21 protein-coding genes are annotated in these 24,251 nt (G+C 67.8%); 11 read left to right on the forward strand and 10 right to left on the reverse strand.

All coding sequences use genetic code 11. The features are described 5' to 3' along the window. Positions 1-21 precede the first annotated feature (21 nt). Entirely contained in the window at positions 22-663 is a 642-nt protein-coding gene (locus N2K95_RS04430; RefSeq protein WP_255793543.1) for a carbonic anhydrase, read from the reverse strand. Between the two features lie 66 nt (positions 664-729). Next, a complete protein-coding gene (locus N2K95_RS04435) occupies positions 730-1,323 on the reverse strand; it encodes a DUF4245 domain-containing protein (protein ID WP_260653093.1) in 594 nt (197 codons plus the stop codon). A gap of 150 nt (positions 1,324-1,473) precedes the next feature. Here N2K95_RS04435 and glpX point away from each other — a divergent pair, with 150 nt between their 5' ends. After that, positions 1,474-2,514 carry a class II fructose-bisphosphatase gene (gene glpX, locus N2K95_RS04440; protein ID WP_260653094.1) on the forward strand — a complete coding sequence of 347 codons (1,041 nt, stop codon included), beginning with the start codon at positions 1,474-1,476 and terminating at the stop codon, positions 2,512-2,514. A gap of 133 nt (positions 2,515-2,647) precedes the next feature. After that, the gene (locus N2K95_RS04445) at positions 2,648-3,676 is read left to right on the forward strand and encodes a lipid II:glycine glycyltransferase FemX (RefSeq protein WP_260653096.1); all 1,029 of its coding nucleotides are present in this window, start codon (positions 2,648-2,650) and stop codon (positions 3,674-3,676) included. 29 nt (positions 3,677-3,705) lie between these two features. On the opposite strand, the gene manA is transcribed toward N2K95_RS04445, so the two are convergent. From manA to N2K95_RS04465, 4 genes are read right to left on the reverse strand one after another with little or no spacing between them, the layout of a single operon-like run. Further along, on the reverse strand, positions 3,706-5,028 hold the full coding sequence (gene manA / locus N2K95_RS04450) for a mannose-6-phosphate isomerase, class I (RefSeq protein WP_260653097.1): 1,323 nt from the start codon (positions 5,026-5,028) through the stop codon (positions 3,706-3,708). 48 nt (positions 5,029-5,076) lie between these two features. Beyond that, positions 5,077-6,711 (reverse strand): LCP family protein, encoded by a 1,635-nt coding sequence (locus N2K95_RS04455; protein WP_260653098.1) that lies wholly within the window; start codon positions 6,709-6,711, stop codon positions 5,077-5,079. Between the two features lie 5 nt (positions 6,712-6,716). Next, positions 6,717-7,247 carry a 5-(carboxyamino)imidazole ribonucleotide mutase gene (gene purE, locus N2K95_RS04460; RefSeq protein ID WP_255793243.1) on the reverse strand — a complete coding sequence of 177 codons (531 nt, stop codon included), beginning with the start codon at positions 7,245-7,247 and terminating at the stop codon, positions 6,717-6,719. 3 nt (positions 7,248-7,250) lie between these two features. Continuing rightward, positions 7,251-8,417, reverse strand: a complete 1,167-nt coding sequence (locus tag N2K95_RS04465; RefSeq protein ID WP_260653099.1) for a 5-(carboxyamino)imidazole ribonucleotide synthase — start codon at positions 8,415-8,417, stop codon at positions 7,251-7,253. Between the two features lie 193 nt (positions 8,418-8,610). Between N2K95_RS04465 and N2K95_RS04470 the strand changes: the two genes are divergently transcribed. Further along, positions 8,611-9,159 carry a GtrA family protein gene (locus N2K95_RS04470; RefSeq protein ID WP_260653100.1) on the forward strand — a complete coding sequence of 183 codons (549 nt, stop codon included), beginning with the start codon at positions 8,611-8,613 and terminating at the stop codon, positions 9,157-9,159. Here N2K95_RS04470 and N2K95_RS04475 read toward each other — a convergent pair. Then, positions 9,140-9,874 (reverse strand): TIGR03089 family protein, encoded by a 735-nt coding sequence (locus tag N2K95_RS04475; protein ID WP_260653101.1) that lies wholly within the window; start codon positions 9,872-9,874, stop codon positions 9,140-9,142. The two genes, N2K95_RS04470 and N2K95_RS04475, sit on opposite strands and share 20 nt — an antisense overlap. Before the next feature lie 337 nt (positions 9,875-10,211). Between N2K95_RS04475 and N2K95_RS04480 the strand changes: the two genes are divergently transcribed. From N2K95_RS04480 to N2K95_RS04490, 3 genes are all read left to right on the forward strand, one after another. After that, positions 10,212-10,757 carry a WhiB family transcriptional regulator gene (locus tag N2K95_RS04480; RefSeq protein WP_255793247.1) on the forward strand — a complete coding sequence of 182 codons (546 nt, stop codon included), beginning with the start codon at positions 10,212-10,214 and terminating at the stop codon, positions 10,755-10,757. A gap of 77 nt (positions 10,758-10,834) precedes the next feature. Continuing rightward, a complete protein-coding gene (locus N2K95_RS04485; protein WP_407080138.1) occupies positions 10,835-14,185 on the forward strand; it encodes a glycosyltransferase in 3,351 nt (1,116 codons plus the stop codon). Beyond that, positions 14,182-15,828 carry a DUF5719 family protein gene (locus N2K95_RS04490; protein WP_260653102.1) on the forward strand — a complete coding sequence of 549 codons (1,647 nt, stop codon included), beginning with the start codon at positions 14,182-14,184 and terminating at the stop codon, positions 15,826-15,828. Before N2K95_RS04485 ends, N2K95_RS04490 begins: the two co-directional genes overlap by 4 nt. Before the next feature lie 3 nt (positions 15,829-15,831). Here the strand turns inward: N2K95_RS04490 and N2K95_RS04495 are convergent, their stop codons facing one another. Beyond that, positions 15,832-16,344 carry a metallopeptidase family protein gene (locus N2K95_RS04495; protein WP_260653103.1) on the reverse strand — a complete coding sequence of 171 codons (513 nt, stop codon included), beginning with the start codon at positions 16,342-16,344 and terminating at the stop codon, positions 15,832-15,834. Between the two features lie 158 nt (positions 16,345-16,502). On the opposite strand from N2K95_RS04495, the gene N2K95_RS04500 reads away from it, so the two are divergent. From N2K95_RS04500 to ahcY, 3 genes are all read left to right on the forward strand, one after another. After that, on the forward strand, positions 16,503-16,892 hold the full coding sequence (locus N2K95_RS04500; RefSeq protein ID WP_260653104.1) for a DUF3499 domain-containing protein: 390 nt from the start codon (positions 16,503-16,505) through the stop codon (positions 16,890-16,892). 90 nt (positions 16,893-16,982) lie between these two features. After that, positions 16,983-17,168, forward strand: a complete 186-nt coding sequence (locus N2K95_RS04505; protein ID WP_260653105.1) for a hypothetical protein — start codon at positions 16,983-16,985, stop codon at positions 17,166-17,168. A gap of 40 nt (positions 17,169-17,208) precedes the next feature. Next, complete coding sequence (gene ahcY, locus N2K95_RS04510; protein ID WP_260653106.1) at positions 17,209-18,693, forward strand: adenosylhomocysteinase; 1,485 nt, start codon at positions 17,209-17,211, stop codon at positions 18,691-18,693. A 22-nt stretch (positions 18,694-18,715) separates the two neighbouring features. Here ahcY and N2K95_RS04515 read toward each other — a convergent pair whose 3' ends face one another. Further along, positions 18,716-19,516 (reverse strand): RDD family protein, encoded by an 801-nt coding sequence (locus N2K95_RS04515; protein ID WP_260653107.1) that lies wholly within the window; start codon positions 19,514-19,516, stop codon positions 18,716-18,718. A 54-nt stretch (positions 19,517-19,570) separates the two neighbouring features. On the opposite strand from N2K95_RS04515, the gene N2K95_RS04520 reads away from it, so the two are divergent. Both N2K95_RS04520 and N2K95_RS16245 read left to right on the forward strand, forming a co-directional pair. Further along, entirely contained in the window at positions 19,571-20,563 is a 993-nt protein-coding gene (locus N2K95_RS04520) for a stage II sporulation protein M (protein ID WP_260653108.1), read from the forward strand. Positions 20,564-20,663: 100 nt separating this feature from the next. Next, positions 20,664-22,361 (forward strand): TIGR01906 family membrane protein, encoded by a 1,698-nt coding sequence (locus N2K95_RS16245; RefSeq protein ID WP_313771179.1) that lies wholly within the window; start codon positions 20,664-20,666, stop codon positions 22,359-22,361. Between the two features lie 73 nt (positions 22,362-22,434). On the opposite strand, the gene N2K95_RS04530 is transcribed toward N2K95_RS16245, so the two are convergent. Beyond that, positions 22,435-24,243 (reverse strand): AMP-dependent synthetase/ligase, encoded by a 1,809-nt coding sequence (locus tag N2K95_RS04530; protein ID WP_260653109.1) that lies wholly within the window; start codon positions 24,241-24,243, stop codon positions 22,435-22,437. Positions 24,244-24,251 lie beyond the last annotated feature (8 nt).

A 24,251-nucleotide genomic window follows, 5' to 3' on the forward strand; every position in this document is an offset into this window, starting at 1 on the left:
AAGGCACCGCAGCGATAACCGCTACTTCGGCACGGCCGAGCGCAGGACAGCCGGGTGTTCCAGGGCGCCGAAACCGGAGACCAGTTCGGCGTTGCCTTCCGCCAACCGGTAGGACAGGCCGATCACGGCCACGCGTCCTTCCTCGACTGCCGCGGAGATAAGCCGGGAGCTTTCCACCAGGCGTTCCGCCGTCTGCTTCGTGTGTTCCACGACCATGTCGTTGACCTCGTGCAGATCCTTGCGCTGTGCCGCCAGCACGGACGGAGTGATCCGTTCCACGAGGGTACGGACGTACCCGGTGGGCATTTCGCCGGTATCCACGGTGGCCTTCGCGGCAGTGACGGCGCCGCAGTTGTCATGGCCCAGCACCACAATAAGGGGGACACCGAGGGTGCCCACGCTGTACTCGAGCGAGCCGAGCACGGCGTCGTCAATGACCTGTCCGGCGGTGCGGACCACAAAAGCGTCGCCGAGGCCAAGATCGAAGATGATCTCGGCAGCAAGCCTGGAGTCCGAGCAGCCGAAAATGACGGCGAACGGGTTCTGCCCCTCCACCAGCGAACTGCGCCTCGGTGCGTCCTGGTTCGGGTGCCTGGCGCTGCCGGCCACAAAACGTTCGTTGCCTTCGCGGAGCTTCTGCCAGGCCCGGGCGGGAGTGATCATGTTTTCGTTCGCTGTTTCCACGCTACCGAGGTTACTCCTTCAGGCGGCCGGCCCGGCAGACGGGGCTCAGTTGCCGCGCAGGTCCCGGACCGCATGTTCGGCCAGGACATCGAACTCCGCCAGATCGGCGGAACCGGACAGCAGGAGGGTCTGGCCCTCGATCTCCGTGACCATGGTTGCCTCCCCGTTGGAGGAATCGCGCAGCTCCCAGGTGACTCCGCCGGCCGGACGTTCACCGGAGACCGTTGAATTGCCGGTGTGCTCGTAGATCCAGGTGGGGTTAGCGGCGTTGGTCTGGGTCAGTGAGATGAACTCGGTCTCCGGGGTGAGATATCCCACCTCCCAGTTCGGCACGCCGTCATTGGTCCCGGCGTTCCAGCGGGCGTAATTGGCGCTCCAGCCGTCCGGAAGGTCCACGGCGAGCGGGCGGTACCCGGCGTCGCCGGCGGCCTGGTTGGCTGCGGCGGCCACGTCCACGTTGCGGGCCTGCATTTTGGGTGCGGGGTTGAGCAGCACCGGCACCAGGCACAGCGCCAGCGTGAGGCCTGTGGCGATCAGCATGCCCATCACGGTGGCATTGGCCCGCTTGGCCTGCTTGGCGGTCAATACCGGTGTTACGGGCTGGTCGGTGTGCTGGGGGTCCGGCTGCGTTTCACTCACCCCTCCATAATCTCTTATGCGGACGCGATGTCCTACTCCGCGAAACAACGGCAGGTGAAATGCTGCGCCGGGGTGGTGAGGCATGACACGCAGACTATGATCGGACAAAGGCCACCGCTTCGGAGCGGCTGGCAGAGCAAAATTTCGAAGATGAGGTTTGACGTGTCCCAAGGTGCCCAGTACTCCACCCTTTCCCCCAACTTGGCAGTCGGGGACTCAGAGCCGGACCGTAACCTGGCCCTGGAACTTGTCCGTGTCACCGAAGCAGCAGCCATCGCCGGCGGCCACTGGGTGGGCTTCGGAGACAAGAACGCGGCCGACGGTGCCGCTGTGGATGCGATGCGTTCACTCATTTCCACTGTCTCCTTCAACGGCGTTGTGGTCATTGGTGAAGGCGAAAAGGACGAAGCGCCGATGCTCTACAACGGCGAGCACGTGGGTGACGGCACCGGCGCACTGTGCGACGTCGCGGTGGATCCGATTGACGGCACCCGCCTGACGGCGCTGGGCATCAACAACGCCCTGGCCGTGCTGGCGGTCGCAGAACGCGGCACCATGTTCGATCCCTCGGCCGTCTTCTACATGGAAAAGCTGGTGACGGGCCCGGAAGCCGCCGACATGGTGGACCTGCGCCTGCCGGTCAAGCAGAACCTGCACCTGATTGCCAAGGCCAAGGGCAAGAAGATCAACCAGCTCAACGTGATGATCCTGGAGCGGGACCGGCACAGGCCCCTGGTGCAGGAAATCCGCGACGCCGGCGCGCGCACCCGGATGCTGATGGACGGCGACGTAGCCGGCGGCATCGCGGCCGCCCGTGAAGGCACCGACGTCGACGCACTGATGGGCATCGGCGGCACGCCCGAGGGCATCATCACCGCCTGCGCGATCAAGACGCTGGGCGGGGTCATCCAGGGCCGGCTGTGGCCGACCTCCGACGACGAGAAGCAGAAGGCGATCGACGCCGGCCATGACCTGGACCGCGTGATGTCCACCAACGACCTGGTGACGAGCGATAACTGCTACTTCGCTGCCACCGGCATCACCGACGGCGACCTGCTGCGGGGCGTGCGCTACAAGAAGGACCAGGTCCTGACCCAGTCGATCGTGATGCGCTCCAAGTCCGGCACCATCCGTGTGGTGGAAGGCGAGCACCAGGCACACAAGTGGGAGTCCTACGCCCGCTCGAACTAGTCCGACACTAAACAGCACGCACGGCCTGCCGCATTGGCAGGCCGTGCGTGCTGTTTTTTTCGGGCGGGGGCCGGCTCGGGGAGCCAGGCGCCGTTTTTCGAGTGCGGCGGCGGAGCCAAGTAGGCTGGAAGACATGACACTGCGCGTTACCCCCTGCTCCGATGCCGCCTCCTGGAACGAAACCGTTAACCGCTTCCGCGGACATCCGCAGCAGTTGTGGGGCTGGGGAAAGACCAAGGCCGACCACGGCTGGAGCGTGGACCGTGTGCTGGTGAGCGACGACTCGGGCACGGTCATCGGATGTGCCCAGGTCCTGCTGCGCTCCCTGCCTTTCCCCTTCCGCGCCCTGGCGTACATCCCCCGCGGACCCCAGGGCGAACCCGGACGGGAACTGAACGTCCTGGACGCCGTTGCGGATTACGTCAAGAGCGCCCATTCCGCGGTGGCGCTGTCCATCGAACCCGATTGGGATGCGGACGGGAAGCTGGTGGCGGGGCTGCCCGGCCTCGGCTTCCGGAGCAGTGACAACACCATCCTCATCGGCCGGACGCTGATCCTGGACCTGCAGCGCAGCCTCGAGGACCTGTCCGGGGACATGAGCAAAAAACACCGCCAGTACATCCGCAAGTCCGGACGCGAGGATCTGGTGTACCGGCGCGTAACGCGGCCGGAAATCGCCAAATGCCTGGCGGTCTACAAGCTGACCGCCCAGCGGGCGAACTTCGGCATTCACGAGGATTCCTACTACCTGGATATCTTCGACAACCTGGGCGAGGATTCACCGGTCTACGCAGCCTTCAAGGGTGAGGATGTGGTTGCGTTCCTGTGGCTTTCCACCAGTGACTACACCTCGTTTGAGCTCTACGGCGGAATGACGGAGGAAGGCGAACGGCTGCGGGCGAACTACGCCCTGAAATGGCACGCCATCTCCGACATGAAGGAGCGTGGAATCACCCGGTATGACTTCAACGGCCTGCTCAATGACGGTGTCTCGAAGTTCAAGATGGGCTGGGCGAAGCACGAGGACCAGCTGGCCGGCACCTGGGACAAGCCCCTTTCGCCGCTCTACCCGGTCTTCTCCACCGCGCTGCCGCTGGCCAAGACGGGGATGCGGAAGGCCCGCGGCGTGCTTGCCGCCGTCAAAGGCCGGCTCGGCCGGTAGAGCCGGGCCCTACCGGTAGGGCCCGGGTCCTACAGATCCAGGCGGGGAGCGTCCAGTTCCCCGTCCGGCACCGTCCCGACGGACACCGCAAAAGCGAGCGCGCCGGCGTCGTGCTGGGCCGAGTCCGCGGCGAGCCGGGCCGTGACGGGGGCGTCGGCCGCCGGAACGAAGGCACTCTGCCCGGCCTCCAGCGCGAGGCTGCCGGCGGGGGAGGACAGGACGACGGTGCCCCGCACCGCGATGACCACAGTCGGCCCGTTCTGCAGCACCGGCACCTCGGACGGGAGGGAATCCCCGGGGGTGCCTGCGGGTCCCTGCGCCAGTTCCAGGCGCTGGAGCGCGAACTCCTCGAAGGGCGGACGGAACACCTGCTGTCCGGGCCCGGCCTCGTCGGCGGACAGGTACGGGACGCCCAGGGGACGGAAATCCACGGTCTTCAACAGCTCGGGCACGTCAATGTGCTTGGGCGTCAGCCCGCCGCGCAGGACATTGTCGGAGGCCGCCATGACTTCCACACCCAGTCCGCTGAGGTAGGCGTGGACGTTGCCGGCCGGCAGGTAGACGGCGTCCCCGGGCTGCAGGGAGACCCGGTTGAGCAGCAGGGAAATCAGGACGCCGGGATCGCCCGGGTAATAGCCGTTCAGCTCGGCCAGGGTGGCCAGTTCGCGGCCGTAAGGGCCGTCGGAGCCCGCCGCCCCTGCCGCAGCAGCGGCGGTTTCGGCAGCCCCGCGCACCGCTTCCCCGTCTCTGATCAGGGTGCTGAACACTGACTCCAGCCGGTCGGGCGCGGGATGCCCGGAGGACAGCTCCGCCACAATCCATTCCAGCAGCTCGGGCACCTCGCGGCCGGAGGCGGCGACCGCTGCCTTCACGGCACGGAAAAGCCCCGCAGCCTCGTCCGGGTTCCGGAACCCGCACAGTGCCTCAAAGGGCGCCAGCGCGAAGATCATCTCCGGCTTATGATGCTCGTCCTTGTAATTGCGTTCCCGTGCTCCGCGGTCAATGCCGGCCTCCTCTTCCGCGGCGTAGCCCGCACGCGCCTGCTCGGGCGTGGGGTGGACCTGCAGCGACAGGGGAGCACCGGCCGCCAGGATCTTGGCCAGGAACGGCAACTCGGGTCCGAACCGGGCGGCGGTGCCGGCACCGAGCATCCGCACGGGATCGGCGGCAATCAGCTCATCGAGCGTCTCGCTGCCGTCCACGGGCGGCACCAGGGCGGAGGGCGCCCCCGGATGCGCACCGATCCACAGTTCCGCCTCGGGCTCTCCGGAGGGTTCGCGGCCGAACAGTTCAGCGATCGCCGTGGTGGAACCCCAGGCGTAGGGGCGAAGGGTGTTCCGAAGCAGGTACACGGGCCTCTTTCGGGTCGGGGAGTCAGGGGAGAGGGAAAACAGTCCGGATTACCCCGCGCTGCATTCGCCGTTGTTGTTCAGGAGCGCGCCGAGGGTCGCGTCGTCGCCGATCTCGGCAAGGTACTGCAGATACTCCACCGTGATCTCGGTTTCCTCCTGCGGAACCTCGCTAATCGCGGTTCCGTCGGCTGCTTCACCGTCCGTGCCCGCATCCGGCGCGGCTTCGGCAGGAGCCGCTTCTTCGGCGGGAGCGGCCTCTTCGACAGGCGCTGCTTCGGGGGCAGCCTCTTCTGCCGGAGCGGGGGCCGGTTCGGCCTCGGTTCCGGCCAGGAACTCCTGTACCCGGGAGCGGATCAGGTCGAAGTCCGGATAGGTAACGAAGTTGTCTGCTGCCGAGCCGAAGTCCGGCGGACCGATGGTCATGCGCTCCATGGGCTGGCCCTTTGCCTTCAGCGCCAGGTCCACGAAGCTGCCCAGCTGGTCCTGCGGCAGGTCGGTTTCCACGATCTCTTCGCCGGCTGAGGCAATTGCCTGGAAGCGGGTGAGGAGGGTCGCCGGGTCCATCTGCTTAATCATGGCCTGCTGGACGCACTGCTGGCGGGCGATCCGATGGTAATCGGTGACGAACTCGCGTGAGCGGGCATACCAAAGCGCGTGATAGCCGTCGAGGGTCTGGGTTCCCGGGGGAATCCAGCCGTCCGGCGGGTAGTGCCGGTTGGTGCCGGGGATCTCCCCGGCGGTGATGGGCACCCAGCCGCCGGAATTCACGGTAACGCCGCCCATGGCATCGACCAGCTGCTCAAAGCCGCGCATGTCCACAATCACGTAGGCCTGCACCTCAAGCCCCAGGGTGCCGCTGACGGCGTCCATCATGGCTTCGGCCCCCGGATCGTCGGACCCGGGGTACAGATCGGCGTAGTTCTCCGTCACCGTCTGGTAAAGGCTGTTGATGATGCATTCGTCGCCGCAGTTGTAGCCGTCGGGGTACACCTCGTGGAGCGGGGAATCGGCGGGGAACTGGGCGTTCTGGAAGTTGCGGGGGATGCTGAAGGTCACCGGTTTGCCGGTCTTGGCGTCGATGCTGATCATGGAGATGCTGTCCGGACGCAGACCGGTGCGGTCTTCGCCGGCGTCGCCGCCCATCAGCAGGAAGTTGTAGCGGCCGCCCACGGGATCCAGGGACGGTCCCGAGGAGAAAATCGAGCCGAAGGTCTGCCGGCTGACGTTCAGCAGATAGGCGCCGTAGGCGAGGCTGCCGCTGGTGGCGATCATCAGCAGGGCAAGGCAGGCGGCCACCAGGGGCCGGACATTGCGCTGGAGCAGGGGAGGGCGGATGATGCGCAGGGTGTTCAGGAACAGCAGCCCCCAGCCTACGGCGAGGACCGCCAGGACAACCATGATGAGGAACGACGCCCAGCCGTGGGTCAGGATGTTGATCAGCAGTGCACGGTTGGTGACCGCCAGCACGATGGCAGCGACAGCCACGGCCCAGACGGTGAACGTGACCATCAGGGCGCGTCTGCCGAGGCGCCGGTCGCCGGCGACCACCTGTGCCGATCCTGGAAGCACCAGCGTGAGCAGCAGGAGGATGAAGGCGCGTTTGGTGCGGACAGCCGGTGCGGCGGTCTGGGGATACCGGACGGGATCCGTGTAGGAGCTGTGGCCGGAGGGTTGCTGGCTCATGGCGGCTAGTCCGTTCCGGCCAGGGAAGTGCGCAGCGCGGCGCCCTTGGCCATGGCGGACTGGCGCAGACCCCCGGCAAATTCGATGAGCTGCTGCTGCAGCCGGGCGGCAAGGGGATCCGTACCTGCGGCCAGCATCCGGACGGCCAGCAGCCCGGCGTTCCGGGCACCTCCGATGGACACGGTCGCCACCGGGACCCCGGCGGGCATCTGGACGATGGAGAGCAGTGAGTCCATGCCGTCCAGGTACTTCAGCGGCACGGGAACTCCGATCACGGGAAGCGGCGTCACAGCCGCCAGCATGCCGGGCAGGTGCGCAGCGCCGCCCGCTCCGGCAATGATGACGCGGAGTCCGCGCCGGTGGGCGTCCCGGCCGTACTCCAGCATGTCAGCGGGCATCCGGTGGGCCGAGACGACGTCGGCCTCATAGGGGATGTCGAATTCGGCCAGCGCCGCTGCGGCTGCGTCCATGACCGGCCAATCGGAGTCTGAACCCATAACGACGCCTACCAGCGGCGTGGTGGCACGGTGGGGCATCGTTCAGTTCTCCTTCAGGGGGTCGCGGCCGTCACGGATGATGGCAGCTGCCCGGCCGGCACTGCGGCGGAGGGCGGGGATGTCGTCGGCGGAGCCCACGGCATTAACATGGCCGATCTTACGTCCCGGCCGTACGGATTTGCCGTAGGTGTGGACCTTGGCGGCGGGTTCGGCAGCCAGGGCCAGGGGATAGGCCGCAAACAGGTCGCTGTTGCCCCCGCCGAGGAAGTTTTTCATCACGGCAGCGCCGCCCAGAAGGGAGGTTGCGCCGAGCGGGAGATCCAGGACCGCCCGCAGATGCTGCTCGAACTGTCCGGTCACGGATCCGTCCATGGTCCAGTGACCGGAGTTGTGCGGCCGCATCGCCAGTTCATTGATCAGGAATCCCGGACCGCGTCCGGGGGTCTCGAAGAGTTCAACCGCCATCACTCCGGTGACGTCCAGTTCCCCGGCCAGACGCAGTGCCGCGGCCGCGGCCGCCTCCGCGACGGCAGGGTCCAGATCAGGGGCGGGGGCAAGGACCTCGTCGCAGACGCCGTCGACCTGGATGGATTCGACAATCGGCCAGGCCCTGCTCTCTCCGCTGGGAGTGCGGGCCACGAGGGCGGACAATTCCCGGCGGAACGGTACTTTCTCCTCGGCCAGCAGCGGGCCGGAACCGAACCAGTCGGCGCAGTCCAAGGCAGCCTCGGCGTCGGCCACAATGCGGACGCCCTTCCCGTCGTAGCCGCCGCGCGGCGTCTTCAGGATCACCGGCCATCCGGTGGAACTGCCGAAGGACACCAGCTCCCCGGGGTCTGACACCTCGGCCCAGCGCGGATTGGGTAGTCCCAGACGCTCCACGGCGGCACGCATAACCAGTTTGTCCTGGGCATGGATCAGCGCGGCAGGGCCGGGCTGGACGTTGATGCCCTTCTCCACGAGGGCCCGCAGGTGCTCGCCGGGCACATGCTCGTGGTCAAACGTGACAACGTCCACTTCGGCGGCGAAGTCCGCCAGATCGGCGAAGTTTCGGTAATCACCCACTGTGGCATTGGCCACGGCCGCCACAGCGGACACATCGGGTCCCTCGGCGAGCACGCGCAGCTCGAATCCGAGGGCTGTGGCCGCCGGGGCCATCATCCGGGCGAGCTGGCCGCCGCCTATCACGCCGATAATTGGGAAATCCACGCCTTAAGCGTACCGAAAAGGGTTTCAATTCCCGTCCGGCGGCCCCGCCTGACTCCGGTGCCCCGGGAAACTCCCATAAAGGGGCGGTAATATCGACAGTTGACCGCCGTGCGTCCGCGCGGCGGGTACGGGCAGTCGTCTACTCTTTCCGGGGTTTTCCGCAAGTGCTGCCGTGGATGGGCCTCGGAGGGTCATGAATACATCGCTGTCAGATCGGCTTCGGGGCCTTGTGTCCCTTTTTTGGCGCGAGGTTGCCAAGTTCGGCACAGTCGGTGCCGTGGCGTTCGTCGTCGACAACGGCCTTACCCTTTACCTGATGCACGGACCGATGTCCGGCAGCGAGGTAAAGGCGCGCTTTGTGGGTGCCGTCGTCGCCACCATGGTGTCCTGGGTTGCCAACCGCTATTGGACCTTCCGCCGCCGCCGCAGTGTGGACAACGTAGGCAGGGAACTGGGACTGTTCGTCCTCATCAACGGCGTGGGCATCGTTATTTCCACCGGGTTCACCTGGGTTGCCCGCTACCCGATGGGTATCGAGGACAAGAACATGCTGTTCCTCGCCGGTGTGCTGGGCATCGCCGTGGCCACCGTTCTTCGGTTCTTTGCGTACCGGTTCTGGGTCTTCAACGCCGAACTGGACCAGGAACCCGGCTTTGAGCAGGACCACGAGCTGCTCGACGAGCCCGCGGTCCAGCCCGGCCGTGCCCACCACTACGGTGCGGCTAAGCCTCCAAGCGCTTAGTAACCCGCTCCGACGCCAGCACGCGCTCGTTGGGCTCAACTCCGGCTGCCGTCAGCACGACGGCGCCGCCCGAAGCCCAGGCGGCCACCGCTCCTTCCAGGATGAGCGGCAGGTCCGTGCCCGCAGCCAGCAGTACTTCAGCGTTGCCGCCTCCGGTTTCGAACAGGCCTCCGAGGTCTCCGTACGAGACGGTTCCGCTGAGCCTGCGCGCGTCCGTTGCGCCCGCGGCCGCCAGGGCGGGCTGGCCGGCGTCGGGCTGGCTGCCCTCCAGATACGTGTCGGCGTAGGAGCGCACCTCTGCGGCATAGTCGACGACGCCGGACGGCAGGTCCGCGCCGAATGCCAGCTCCAGCGCGCCCAGCGCAACCGCGACGACGGTGCCTGCGGCGCCGCTCTCCGGAGCCGCCGTCACAGTGACGTCGGCCGGGCCGCTTTCGTTCGTTGAGCCGAGGATCACGGTGCAGCCGGTCTGCCAGGCGGCCAGGACCCACACCAGTGTCTTCCAGTGGACGGGCAGGTCGAGCCTCAGGCGCAGGCCCGGCTCGGCATCGAGTTCGTCGACGAGGAAGTTCGAGGTCTTGGCCACCCAGTTGTCCAGCACCTTTCCTGAAAGCTCGATGCGCTCGCCGCCTTCGCCGTACCAGATCAGGGCAGGGGAAGTGGCCTGGTGCGTACGCAGCCCGGACAGTAGGGTGCCGACAGCAGACATGGTCATGGAAAAAGCCCTCTTTCGTTGGTTCCTGCGGGCCGCGGGGATGCCCCGGCCTTACGTAACGGAGGGGACGCACAAGGCGCCGGATCATCGGATTTCCGGAACCCGGAACCAATGTGACCTGCGACGCGCCGGGCAAATGAGCAGAATCCCGGGCGTGGCGTTCCCCGCATCCGTCGATTGAACTCTATAGGATGCCTGAACAGCTTGACGGAGCCGTATTACACGCGTGTAATTAGGTATCGGATTTGTTCCAGCCATATGGGAGGACCCGCAGGGCCCAGGCCCTGCCGGCTCCACCACACAGCCGCCGCTGGAGCAGCAACACCGGGAGGACTCCATGGGGCAGGCAGAAGAAACGCAGGACAGTACCGTCATCGCCGAGCAGGCTTCGGCCAGTTACGGCTCAAGGGGTGTCCCCGTCGACTGGTACGTGGATCCTGCAGACCCGGCTGCTGCCGAGCGCTACCGCCGGGAAACGGCCGGTTCCCTCGAGGACCAGGCCACTGTTTTCCTCGCAGCGCATGAGGCCCTGGCGGAGGCTCCCGCCGAAGAGGACCTGGTGCTGGACCCGCCCGTCTCGCTGTTCCAGGCTCCGGCCGAGTCCGACAGCCGGCCCGTCTGGATCGGCCTGCCCGGCCTGGGCCAGGACTACGCCGACGAAGGCGAACTGGGGTGGCAGGCGGACGCCCTCTGTGCGCAGACCGATCCCGAAGCGTTTTTCCCGGAAAAGGGCGGCTCCACCAGGGACGCCAAAAAGGTCTGCGCGGCCTGCAATGTCCGCTCGCAGTGCCTGGAATATGCACTGGCCAATGACGAGCGGTTCGGGATCTGGGGCGGACTGTCCGAGCGCGAACGCCGCCGGCTTCGGAAGCAGGCAGTCTAATTCATTCGCAAGTCCATGTCTGTGCCGTAGTCGTAGCCCACAACGGTGCCGCTTATCTGCCCGAAACCCTCTCCGCGCTGAGAGCCCAGACCCGGCCGGCGGACTTCTACATAGGCGTAGACGCCGGTTCCACTGATGCCAGTGCCTCACTGCTGCAGCTGGGCCTGCCGGTGGGGAGCCCGGTGATCGCCGCGCCCGCGAAAGGCGGATTCGGTGCAGCAGTGAAGGCCGGTCTCGCCGAACTCCCCGCCGGCAGGCGCACCGGTGATGCCCCCAAAGGCGGCGAGGGCGACGGCGGAGGAACCGTACAGGAATGGATCTGGCTGCTGCACGATGATTCGGCTCCGGATCCCGATGCGCTGCACGAGCTGCTCCTCGCTGTTGAACGGGCTCCCTCCGTGACCATTGCCGGTGCCAAGCAGGTGGAATGGACTAACGACCGCCTCCTGGTGGACGTAGGCGTCAGCATCAACAAATGGGCCGAACGGCACACCCTGATCGACGCCGATGAGCTGGATCAGGGCCAGTACGACTCCCGCAGCGACATCTTTGCCGTGAACTCCGCCGGCATGCTGGTCCGCCGCGACGCCTGGGACCTGCTGGGCGGCTTCGACCCCGCCCTGCCCGGAAGCGGAGACGACGTCGACCTCTGCTGGCGGAACCGGCTGGCCGGAAACCGGGTGGTGGTGGTTCCGGCAGCACGCATGCGCCATGCGGGCAGCCGTCCCAACCCGGCCGCCTCCGCGTCTGCCGCTCGACGGGCGGAGATTTTCCTGCGGCTCAAGCACGCCCCTTTATGGCAGGTGCCGTTCCTGGCAGTGGGTGCCGTCCTGGGTGGCATCGGCCGCTTCTTTCTCGGGATGCTGGCCAAGGACCCCGGATATGCGGTGTCCTCGCTGCTCACCAGCACAGCCGCCGTCCTGCGCCCGGTGGACCTGTACCGCTCCCGGCGGCGCGCCGCCGCGAGCAGACGGCGCCCGCGCAGCGCGGTCAATGCCCTGCGCAGCGGCAGCAGGGAGGTCCGGGAGCACCGGCGGACCTCCTTACGGGATGCGTCTCCGTACGCAGCCGAACCGGGCAGCGCCGAAGACGTTCCCAGCGGAGACACCACCGATGACTTCGCCGCTTTGGAAGGGCCGGGCCGTGCCCCGGCGGGGCTTGGCGCCCTTGCCGCTGCCCTGCTGCTGACAGCATTATCGCTCGCCGGCCTGCACCGGCTCTTGGGCGCCTCCGCCGCTGCCGGCGGGGCGCTGCTGCCCCTGGGGCAGCGAATAGGGGACATCTGGGCGGCGGCAACCGGCTGGTGGGCACAGCTCGGCTCCGGTGCGCCCGCCCACGGCGATCCCTTCAACTATGTCCTCTCCCTGCTGGCTGTTGCCGGATTCGGCAACGGCAATGCCGCCGTGCTGGTCCTGCTGCTGCTGGCACTGCCCCTGGCCGGGCTGAGTGCATGGTTTGCGGCCGGTGCCTTCACCGGACACCGCGGGCTGCGCTTCTGGGCCGCCATGTTCTGGGCGGCCGTTCCCGCATTCCAGGTAGCCCTGGGCAGCGGGCGCCTCGGAGCCCTGCTGGTCCATATCCTTCTTCCCCTGACGGTGTTCGCCATGGCCCGCGCCGTGGGTGCGGGTGCTCCCCGGCGCACGTCCCCGTCTGCCGGAACGGCGTCCTGGGCTGCCGCAGCCACCGCAGGGCTTCTCCTGGCCGCCGTCAGCGCCGCCGCGCCGCTGGTATTCGTGCTGGCCGCCGTCGCCGTGATCCTCCTGACCGCGGGGATGCGCCGCCGCGCGAAGACCCTGTGGTGGTCGCTGCTGCCCGCCGCCGTCCTCCTGCTCCCGCAGGTCCTCTCCGCGGCGCCGAACCTCCGTGCTGTCTTGGCGGATCCCGGCATGCCGCTGGCGTTTGTCCGGTCCGAAGCCTGGCAGCAGCTGCTCGGCTATCCGGTGGCGTTTGATCCGTCCGGCACCCTGGGTGGACTGCTTCCGAGCGGTCCGTGGCCCCTGGTCCTGGCCCTGGTCATCGGCGCTCCCGTGGCAGTCCTGGCCGCGCTTGCCCTGTTCCGGCCGCGGTCCGCCGCGCTGGCACGGCTGAGCTGGCTGCTGATCCTGACCGCCCTGGCCCTGAACGCCGCCGCCTCCTACCTGGGAACCGCCGCAGCCCCGGATGCCGTGGTGACCGCGTTCACCGGCCCGCTGGTCTCCGCCACCGTGCTGCTGCTGCTCTGCCCGGCCCTGGCGGCCGCCGGCAACCTCCTTTCCGGGACGCGCCGCCGCGCGGCGGTCCGCAGCAACCGTCTCCTGGCCGTGGCTCTGGGCACGGTGCTGGCCGCAGGTCCCGCCGCCAGCCTGGGTCTCTGGGTGGTCCCGCAGTTCACGGGCACCGGTTTCCCCGGGACGCAGGCACGGGACGCCGCTGCCGCCGTCCTGCCCGGAACCGACTCCGCGGTTCAGGCCGTCGAGGACCGCAGCCTGCCCGCAACAGCAGCCGATGCCGGCAGCGACGGGACACAGTCACGAAGCCTGGTGCTCCGCGTTGACCCCGAGGGCAGGGTCTCCGCCTCACTCATGCGGGGCGGCGGAACAACGCTTGAACAGCTGTCCACCATTTACGCCGCCCGCAGCGTCCAGGGCGCACCCGGCGCTGAACGCCTGGCCGCCGACGACCAGGCGACCGCAGACCTCCGCCGCGCGGTTGCCGTCATAACGGCCGGCACAGGAGTGGATCCGCGGCCGGATCTTGCCCGCCTTGGTGTCGCCTTCGTGGTGCTTCAGGAGTCGGACACGGCCGCTGAGCTGCTGGCCGGACGGATGGATTCCGTCCCCGGGCTGTCCGCAGTCGGGCAGACCGGTTCCGGGTGGCTTTGGCGCGTAAGCGGACCGTTGAGTGCCGCCGGGACGGAAACTCCGTCCGGGGTTGGTGCCAGGGTCCGCATCGTCAATGCGGACGGCAGCACTGCCGCCGCGGTCCCGTCCCGCATCGAAGGCGTCGGCACTTCCATTCCGGCCGGTGCCGAAGGGCGGCGGCTTGTCCTGGCCGAACGTGCCGATGCAGGGTGGCAGGCCACCCTGGACGGCCGGCCGCTGACCGCTGCCGACGAGGAGTGGGCGCAGGCCTTCGAGCTTCCCGCTGAAGGCGGAGAGCTGCACGTGGACTACGTCAGTCCTGCCTCGCCCTGGATTGAGGCCCTGCAGATCCTGGTGTTTGGCCTGACACTGCTGCTGGCACTGCCGACGCCGAACGGCCGCACCGTACGTCTCCCCGGCAAGCGGGAATCGCCCGAACCACAGGTGCCGGTTACCGAACCGCAGCCCGCTGCCGGCCCGGCGCCCCGATCCGCGGAGCATATGGCGCCGGCGCAGAAGCACTTGCCCGTACCCTCCGGTGCAGGCCCGCGCGGGGCAACCCGGTCACCGGAAGGAAGCCAGCCATGAGCAGGAAAACAACGGGCAGCGAACCGGGGGAGGCGCAGCACGGGTCCGAGCCGGCGACTGCTCCTGCCGGCACGGCCGCAGCCCGCCGGGCGAAAACCGGCGGGGTACGGACCGCCGGGCGCTGGGCCGGGGGCATCCTGCTCCTGGCGAGCACAGGAGCCCTGGTGGCGGGCACCACGATCGTGGGCACCGGAACGTCCGGCGGCGCCGTCGACGTCCCCTACGCAGAGGTGCCCGCCGGGCCGCTGACCGGTGTCTGCCCGCAGCCGCCGCGCCTGCTCTCCGGAAACGTGGCCGGCACCGACGCCGAGTTCAGCGCCGAGTCAACCTCGGCCAAGTCCGTTGTGAGCGCCGTCGTCCTGGCCACTGCGGGAAACACGCCTCCGCCTGCCGAACTGTCGTCCGTCACGGACGGTTCCGTCCTGAAGGCCGTCGGCGGCGGTACGGACGTGCCGCTCGCCGGGGCCCGGACCGCCGGCGTCGTGCGCGACCAGCCGGTGTCCGCGGCGTCGCTCCTGAGCGCGGAGCCTGCCGGTGACCTGCAGGTCACCGCCGGTGCCGCCATGACCTATACCGCTGCTGACGGCGACCTGGCCGGCGTAACCGCGGCCAACTGCCAGGCGCCGGCCAATGACCTGTGGCTGGTCGGAGCCCGCACCAATGTCGGTGCCACAGCGGTGCTGCAGTTGACCAACCCGTCACAGACCGCGGCCGACGTCGACCTGGAACTTTACGGCGCGTCCGGCCCCGTGGAAGGCCCGGGCAGCAGGGGCATCGCCGTGGCGCCGGGTGAAACCAGATCCGTGGTCCTGGCCGGCCTGGCAGCCAACCAGGAATCCCTGGCCGTGCGGGTGCGCAGTTCCGGCGGGCCGGTGGCAGCAGTGATTTCGCAGAACCAGCTGCGCGGGCTGACGCCCGGCGGCGTGGAACTGATCCAGCCCACCGCAGCGCCGGGCCCGGCCCAGGTTGTCAGCGGGGTCAGCATCCAGGACCCGGAGGCAACGCGCACGCTGGCGAAGAAGGAAGGGTATGCCTCGGTCACCCCGTCGCTGCAGATAGCCGTTCCGGGAGCCACTGACGCCGTGGTGAATGTCCGTGTCTTCGGCAGCAAGGGCGAAGCCGTCCTGGAAGGCGGGGGAAGCTACAACGCGGCGGCGGGAACGGTGACCCGCCTGCCGCTGGATACGCTGCCGGAAGGTACCTACACGCTGGATATTTCAGCCGACGTCGCCGTCGCCGCCGCAGCGGTGTTCAGCCGCGGCTCCGACGCCAAGGCCGGGACCGACCTCGCCGTCGCCCCTGCGGGCGAACGGCTGGGCAGCGAGCACCTCGCGGTACTGCCGTCGGCAGACACCACGTTGTCCTTTACGGCGCCGGGCGGGCCCGCCGAGGTGCGCCTCGCCGCAGTGTCGGCCGACGGCGCCCTCCTGGCGGAGAAGACAGTGCCGCTGGTCGCCGGCACCACCACTGCCGTCCGGCCGGGCGACCTGGGCGGTTCCGCTGCCGCGGTCCTGGTCAGTGCCACCGGATCCCCGGTCCACGGGGCGCAGGTCATCACCGCGGGAGACAACGGGATCAGCGTTATGGTCCTGCCTCGAGGCACCGTGGGCGGCAGCCGCGTGCAGGTGGGTGTGGGCTACTAGCCCCTACAGCGGCCGGAACCGGCCGTAGGCGGGATCCACGGTTTCCGGATCCATGCCCATCAGCACGGCCAGCTGCTCCACGATGACGTCGTGCACCAGTTCACTGACGGGCACCAGTCCGCGGGCAGCGGTTTCGACAGCGTGCCGGTAGATGGTGATGACAGCCGGCCGGTTCGGAACGGACGCCGTGCCGGCGCCCAGTGGAATGGGCCCCCCGGAGCGGGCCAACTCCTCGAGCCCCGGAGGAATCTCCTCCACCACAAACTGGTAGGTCTGGATCCTCTCGCCCCAGAGCCGTTCCAGCCGCTGGGCGGATTCGAGGACCCACTCGTCGAACCGTTCGGCGCGCGTGCGGGCACCGGCCAGGTGCGGCGGGATGACGTCCCCGCGCAGGCCGCGGCCGTGCCGGTTGCGCCGGCGCTGCCGGAAGGACCGGGCCGGCACACCGGGGGAGGAGGCGGCTGCGGCACTCGATTCATCGTCGAGGCGCACCCGGAACGAGGATCCCTGAGACATGTAAGAACTCTAACCGCTGGCCCCGGCTCCGGGGACCCCTTTTTCCAACCGTCGGCGGCTTTTCCAACCACTGGCGGCGGAGCAGCCGCGCGCACGCCGGCAGCGGTTCCGGCGCGCCTGCACGGGAGCCTGCAGACAAACGGGTAAAGTGAATCTCCGTGGAATCCTTACGCCAGTGCTCCCGGTCAGCCTGCCGCCATCCGGCGGTCGCTACGCTGACCTATGTATATTCCGATTCCACCGCGGTGTTGGGCCCGTTGGCTACCTATGCCGAGCCGCACTGCTACGACTTGTGCGCGGAGCACTCCGCCCGGCTCACTGCACCGCTGGGATGGGAGCTGGTCCGCCTGAACCTTGAAGGCCGGCCCCGGACACCGGGCCGCGACGAGCTCTCCGCCCTGGTGGATGCAGTGCGCGAACAGGCCGCGAAGGCACCGGACGAGGACGGCCCGGAGCCTCAGCGCAACAGCAAACATGCCCTGGAGCGGCCGGCTGAAACCCCCGGGACCCGCAAGGCACACCTTAAAGTCCTGCGCGAGCAGAACTAAGCAGCCCTCCCCGGGCGGTGTCCAGGCGTTAGGCTTGGCTGTGATGTGCCGCTCACCGCGGCACCCGATTTTCAAGGAAGTGCTGTATCAATGGCCAGACTGACAGCCGGACTCCTCGCCGTCCTGCGTTGCCCCGTCACCGGATCCGCCCTCGTCGAGGACGGTGACGATCTCGTGTCGTCCGTTCCCGGCCCGGACGGAACGCCGGTCCGGTACCGCCTGGAGGAAGGAATTCCGGTTCTGCTGAAGGCCGCCGAACCTCGGCAGGTGGGCTAAACCCAGCCCGGTCCCGCCGCGAACCCGTGAGGATTCCAGCGTGAGCATTGACTTCAAAGTAGCCGACCTTTCCCTCGCCGAAGCCGGCCGTCACCAGATCCGCCTGGCTGAACACGAAATGCCCGGATTGATGGCGCTGAGGCGCGAGTACGGGCCAAGCCGGCCGCTCGCCGGCGCGCGGATCGCCGGATCCCTGCACATGACCGTGCAGACGGCCGTGCTGATCGAGACGCTGACGGCTCTGGGCGCGGAAGTCCGCTGGGCGTCCTGCAACATCTTCTCCACCCAGGACGAGGCCGCCGCAGCGGTGGTCGTGGGCAGCGGAACCGTGGACGAGCCTGCCGGTGTCCCCGTTTTCGCCTGGAAGAACGAGTCGCTCGAGGATTACTGGTGGACCGCCGAGCAGATCCTGACCTGGCCCGAGGGCTCCGGCGGCCCGAACATGATCCTGGACGACGGCGGCGACGCCACCCTGCTGCTGCACAAAGGCGTGGAATTCGAAGCCGCCGGGTTTGTTCCGGAAAACCCGCAGGACGACGACGAGGACTACTCCTACGAGTTCACCGTCATCCTCGACCGCCTCCGCCGCAGCCTGGCCGAACATCCCGGGAAGTGGAGCGCAATAGCCGCAGGCATCCGCGGCGTCACGGAGGAAACCACCACCGGCGTCCTGCGCCTGTACCAGCTGGCAGCCGAAGGCAGGCTGCTTTTCCCCGCCATCAACGTCAATGATTCCGTCACCAAATCCAAGTTCGACAACAAGTACGGCATCCGCCATTCCCTTCCGGACGGCCTGAACCGGGCCACCGACACCCTGATCGGCGGCAAGGTGGCCGTGGTCTGCGGCTACGGCGACGTCGGCAAGGGCGCCGCGGAAGCACTCCGGGGGCAGGGCGCCCGGGTGATCGTGACGGAAATCGACCCGATCTGCGCGCTCCAGGCAGCGATGGACGGCTACCAGGTGGCGAAGCTGGAATCCGTGGTGCAGCAGGGCGACATCTTCATCACCACCACCGGCAACAAGGACATCATCATGGCCCGGCACATGGCCGCGATGAAGCACCAGGCGATCGTTGGCAACGTCGGGCACTTCGACAACGAGATCGACATGGCCGGACTGGCCCGGGTTCCCGGTATCCGGAAGGTCGAGATCAAGCCGCAGGTGCATGAATGGGTGTTCGATGAAGGCACCGACGCACAGCGCAGCATCATTGTGCTCTCCGAAGGACGCCTGCTGAACCTGGGCAACGCCACCGGGCACCCGTCCTTCGTGATGAGCAATTCCTTCGCGAACCAGACCATCGCGCAGATTGAACTCTTTACCAAGCATGGCCAGGCCAAGGCGGACGGCAGCCCGGAATACGCGAACCAGGTGTATGTGCTGCCCAAGGTGCTCGATGAGAAGGTGGCGCGCCTGCATCTGGCGGCCCTCGGCGTCGAACTGACCGAGCTGACCAAGGCCCAGGCGGACTACCTCGGCGTCGACGTTGCCGGGCCCTTCAAGCCGGAGCATTATCGGTACTGAATGGATCCGGCAGGTCCGCTGCCTAGTCGCTGAACGGCATGCGGTGCAGCCGCTCGCCCAGCTCCCCGGACTGCTGCCGCTGGCGGTCCAGCCGGACATAGTCGCGGTCCCGGCGTTCGGCGACGACGGCCCGGAGGTAGGCCTCCGGGTGCGTGCCGGGCGGCGGCTGCGGGGATACATGGGCAGTGGTTTCCCCTGCAAGTTCGGCGGCAAGCACCGTCCTCGCCGAACCGGTCATCCGGTCACTCTGTGCCAGGAAGCGGGAGATGCGGCGGGCCAGCCCGTCCGGCAGGCGCCCCATGTCCGCGAGGTCCGCCCAGCCGGCAAGCTCGGGCGGTGCCTCCACCAGCTGCGGCAGGGGTGCAACCACGCGGTCCCGGAGGGCATAGGTGCCCGCCAGGAGGTCACCGAGGCGTTTGGACTTGCTGTTGAACAGAGCCACCATAAAGGCCAGCGAACCGGCCAGCATGTAGATTTCGAGAACCGCGGTGAATGACCGGATGATGGCGTGCCGGAACCGCACCGAACCGCCGTCGTCCCGGACTATCCGCAGCCCCATGGCCAGGCGGCCCAGTGACTTTCCGCGCGTCAGCGTTTCCACCGCGGCCGGGACCACCACAAACATCAGCACCACCAGGCTCAGCGACAGTGCCTGGGCCAGGGCAGGATCCGACGCCTCAACGGCCCTCGCGACCAGCAGCAACAGGCCGACAAACACGAGGACCTGGACAACGACATCTATGAGGGCGCTGACCATCCGTGCGGCGAAGCCGGCCGGACGGAGTTCCAGGACCACTGCTTCGCCGGTAACAATGCTGCTCATTTACGTCCTTCCGAGGTGATGGGCACCACTGTACCGACCCGTTAGGGTGTAACCGTGGACCTCGATGCCTTCACTGCCGTGCACAGCGATGACTGGAAACGCCTCGACGAGCTGGTTGCCCGCCGCCGTCTCGACGGCCCGGAAGCGGACGAACTGCTCCGGCTCTATCAACGCGCCTCCACCCATCTTTCCATCGTGCGGTCCGTGGCTCCCGAGGGGACAGTCTCCGCTTCCCTTTCGATGCGCCTGTCCCGGGCCCGGACCCGGCTCACCGGCAGCCGGTCCAACTTCATGGAGGACCTGGCCAACTTCTTTGTCTATTCCCTGCCCGCCGCCTTCTACCGCGTACGGTGGCTCACCGCGGCGGTGGGTGCCGCGTTCATCCTGGTGGTGTGGCTGACCGGCTTCTGGGCGGTCAATACGCCGGGTGTGCTGGCCGCGGCAGGCTCCGATGAAGAGGTTCGCCGCTACGTGGAAGAAGACTTCGTCAACTACTACTCCGAAAACCCCGCTGCCTCGTTCTCCGGCATGGTCTGGACCAACAACGCCTGGATTGCCGTACAGGCGGTCGTCTTCGGGATCACCGGGGTGTGGGTGCCGTGGATGCTTTACCAGAACGCCGTGAATCTGGGCATAACCGCCGGGATGATGGCAGCACACGACCGCCTTGACGTTTTCTTCATCTACATCCTGCCGCACGGGTTTATGGAGCTGACATCCATTTTCATTGCCGCCGCGGCGGGGCTGCGGATTTTCTGGGCGTTCATTGCACCCGGACGGCGTACCCGGATGACCTCCGTAGCGCAGGAGGGACGCTCGCTCATGACGGTCGGCCTTGGCCTGGTCGTTGTCCTGTTCATTTCGGGGCTGGTCGAGGGCTTCGTCACGCCCAGCCCGCTGCCGGCCTGGCTCCGGCTGGGCATCGGGTTCGCCGTGTTGGCGGCGTACTGGGCCTACACGCTGATCCTCGGCCGCAGGGCCTACCTCGCAGGGCACCGCGGTGACCTGTCGGCGCGCGACGCCGGGGTGGAGCTGCGTACTGCGTAGCCCGGCTGCGCGGGGTGGCGTACACCCGACCCGGTGCTGTCCCGGTAGGGTCGAATGTAAGACCAGCTCAGAGCAGTAAAGGGAAGTGAAAGAGGAAGCAGTGGCTAGCCAGGACGAAACCCCCACGCATCGATCGACGGCCGGAGGGGAACCGCCCAACGGGACCGAGGCTTCAGCGCCGACGCCGGAAGGTGCCCCCGCCGCACACGGCTCCTCCGCGGCCGGCTCACCGGAACCGGCAGGACCGGACGAGCACGCGGACTGGGACGCCGAATTCAACGGCTCCACCGGTCCCGGCCGGACCGAAGCGGAGGCAGCAGCGGACGAAGCGGGCGACGCTCCCGAAGCCGTGGAAGAGCCCGCCGAAGACAGCAACCCGGAGGACCACCCCGCGGACCCCGCGTCTCCGGCCCTGCCCGAATCCACGTCCGAACACCTTGGCACCGATGCTACTGCCGGCGCAGCCGGAACCGTCCCGGGCGGACACCCGTCGGTCGCCCAGCGCAGCCAGCTGCCCATGCGCCCTGCCAGCACCATGCCCGACCTGAGCGGCTATGCCTCCGCCGCGGAGGACCGTGACAACGCCGAGGACCGTGTTAACGCGGAGGACCGCGTCAACGCGGAGGACGGTGACAACGCGGAGGACGGCGGCAACGACGCCGGGACCGCAGACCGTCGCGTGCCGGCCGAGGCGCCCGCGGCCACCGCCGTCAGTGCTTCCCCCGCGGACGCGTCCGCCGCAGAACGGCCGCATGCGGTTCCTGCCGGAGCCCATGAAGCCGGCCGGAACGAATCCGAGACGGACTCCGATGCGGATTCCGACGCGCCGCAGGACGGGGACACGGAAACAGTCCGCACCGCCCACGACGACGACCCTTCGGCGGCGTCTGAGCCCGCCGAGTCCACCCGCACCGCCGTCACGCCGGTCGTCAGCGGCTCCAGCAGGAGCGAGCATGACGCCGCCGCCGACGCCGAGGGCACCGGGAACGACATGGATTCCGACGCCGACCCGGCACTGTCGTCGGCCGAAGCTGAGCGGCGTGCCCGGGAACGGGAAAAGGCCGCGGCCGGAAAACCCGTCCTGGCGCGTGTCCTCCAGGTCATGATTGCCGTGTTCTTCCCGGTGATGGTGCTGGCCGCGGCCATCCGCGCCGTCGCGACGCCGTTGTTCCTCTGGGCCGAGTACCACCGTCCCGGATTCCCGGCAGACAGTTACGGCTTTTCCACTGATGACCGGATGACCTACGGCTCCTATGCCATGGACTACCTGCTGAACTGGAGCGGCTCGCGCTATCTGGGGGATCTGGTCGGAGACGGCGGGGAACCTCTGTACCTGGACAGCGAGGTCAGCCACATGGCAGACGTCAAGACGGTGCTGACAGTAGCCTTCGTCGCTGCCACCGTGATGGCAGTCCTGAGCCTTTTCGCCGCACTGTATCTGGCCCGCCGCAGCCCGGGCGGCATCCGCCGTTCCCTGTTCTCCGGTGCCGTGCTCACGCTGGTGCTGGTGGCTGCCCTGGTGGTCCTCGCAGTCCTGGGCTGGGAGCAGTTCTTCACCCAGGTGCACACGATCTTCTTCGCCAACGGCAACTGGACCTTCCGCCTGGACGACACACTGATCCGGCTCTTCCCGGCCCAGTTCTGGATGGATGCCGGGATCACCATCGCTGCGCTGGTGCTGCTGACCTGCGCCGTCGTGCTCGTCTGCTGCTGGCCCACCCGGGCGCGCCGGGAACGCGTGCGGCAGGCGCGGGAAGATGCCCGCCGCCGTTACGCAGAGTCCCTCGAGGCACTCTAGGCCCCGACCGCAGGTCAGAGACGCAAAAATCCCCCGTACCGGAATCGGTACGGGGGATTTTTGCGTCCGGGGACTACTTCGCGTAAAGCTTGTCGACCACGTCGGAGTAGTCCGCAATCACTGCATTGCGGCGCAGTTTCAGGGTGGCGGTAAGGTGCCCGGATTCCAGGGTGAAGTCCTTGGGCAGCACGCTGAACCTGCGAATCTGCTCGGCCCGGGACACCGTGGCGTTGGCGGCGTCCACGGATTCCTGCAGCAGCTGCTGCACCCGGGGATCATCGGCGGGGACCCCGTCCGGGGCGCCGTTCTCCCGGCTCCACGCAGCAAGGGCCTCATCATCCAGGGTGATCAGGGCGGAAATGAACGGCCGCCCTTCACCCACCACAATGGCCTGCGAGACGAGCCGGTTCTCGCGGATCTTTTCCTCCAGAGGGCCGGGAGCCACGTTCTTGCCGCCGGCTGTCACCAGGAGATCCTTCTTGCGGCCGGTGATCCGCAGGAAACCGTCATCATCGAGGACACCTACGTCGCCGGTCTTGAACCACTCGCCCTCGAAGGCGTCCGCGGTTGCTTCGGGATTGCGGTGGTAGCCCTTGAAGACCACGGCTCCGCGGACCAGGACCTCGCCGTCGTCGGCAATCCGGATGGTGGTGCCCGGCATGGGCAGGCCCACCGAGCCCACCCGTGTGCGGGAAACCTGGTTGACGCTCGCCGGGGCGGTGGTTTCGGTCAGGCCGTAGCCCTCCAGGACCGTAACGCCGCAGCCGCGGAAGAAGTGCGCGAGCATCGGGCTCAGTGCGCTGGCGCCGGAGATGGCGAAGGCGGCGTTTCCGCCGAGGACCGCGCGTACCTTCGGGTAGAAGAGCTGTTCGAAGAGCTTGTGCTTGAGTGCCAGCGCCACCGACGGGCCGCGGCCGCCGCGGGCCGCCGAGTCCTGTGCCACCGAGTAGGCAACGGCCACCTCGGCGGCGGCAGTAAACGCCTTGCCCTTTCCAGCGGCCTCGGCCTGCGCCTGGGCGCCGCTGTAGATCTTCTCGAAGATCCGCGGCACCGCCAGCAGGAAGGTGGGAGAGAAGGTCTTGAGGTCCGCCATCAGGTCGGAGGCGCTGCGTGAATGGCCAACCTTGACGCCGGCGTGCAGGCAGCCGACCTGGACGGCGCGGGCGAGCACATGTGCCAGCGGCAGGAACATCAGCGTGGTGGGGTTCGGCGCCTTGAGCATCTCGGGCAGCACTTCGCGGATATTGACGCCGAAGAGGGCGAAGTTGCCGTGCGTGATCTCGCAGCCCTTGGGCCGTCCGGTGGTGCCGGAGGTGTAGACCATGGAGGCGGTGTCACTGAGGTTTGCGGTGCTGCGGGCTGCCTCCAGCGTGTCGTCGCTGACACTGCTTCCGGCGGCGGCGAGGGCGGTGAACGTGTCGGCGCCGTCGCCGTCGTTCATCATCCAGAGCGAAAACTCCCCGTCGAGGGCGGATGCGGCCGCCAGCACGACGGCAGCTTTGCGTTCGTCCTCCACGAACACGGAACGGGCACCGGAATCCTTGAGGATCCACTCGACCTGGGACGGTGAGGAGGTTTCGTAGATCGGGATGGTGACGGCGCCGGCGAACCAGTTGGCCATGTCCGCCACGGTCCATTCGTAGGAGGTCCGGGACATCACGGCGACGCTGTCTCCCGGGCGGACCCCGGAACCGATCAGGCCCTTGGCCAGCCGGGTGACTTCTCCAAGGAACCGAGCGGCAGTGATGTCTTCCCAACTGCTGCCGTTCTTGACTGCGTACAGGACGCGGGAGGGATCTTTTCGATGCATCTGGAGCAGAAGATCCGTAACATTCGAATCTTCGGGAAGGCTAACCAGGAGGTCAGTGGCGGACTCGCGCACTTATTCCT

The organism is Arthrobacter zhaoxinii, from assembly GCF_025244925.1.
In the GTDB taxonomy this organism is placed as follows: domain Bacteria; phylum Actinomycetota; class Actinomycetes; order Actinomycetales; family Micrococcaceae; genus Arthrobacter_B; species Arthrobacter_B zhaoxinii.